Genomic DNA, 328 nt, shown 5'->3' on the forward strand with positions numbered 1-328 from the left:
TAACCGACATAGTTCTTACCGATAGAATGAAAACCGTAATACTGGGCACCGGTGAAAACAAAAAGCCCATATGGAACCCTACCTTTGAAGACCTTGCGGCAACCCTTGGATTTATTCCTAAAGTGTGCAGGGCACGGCGCCCCCAAACAAAAGGCAAGGTGGAAAGCGGCATAGATTTTGTCAAAAACAACTTCCTGCCGGGTAGGAAGTTCGTAGACTACGGTGATTTAAACCGCCAGGCAATAGTATGGTGTGAAAAGAAAAACAGGAGAATACACGGCACTACCGGGGAAAGGCCTATTGACCGCCTGAAGAAGGAAAACCTCAA

1 pseudogene is annotated in these 328 nt (G+C 47.0%); it reads left to right on the plus strand.

The features are described 5' to 3' along the window. Positions 1-328: pseudogene (locus cpu_RS08750) on the plus strand (DDE-type integrase/transposase/recombinase); the annotation flags it as partial.

It is taken from the genome of Carboxydothermus pertinax (genome assembly GCF_001950255.1).
GTDB classification, from domain to species: Bacteria; Bacillota; Z-2901; order Carboxydothermales; family Carboxydothermaceae; genus Carboxydothermus; species Carboxydothermus pertinax.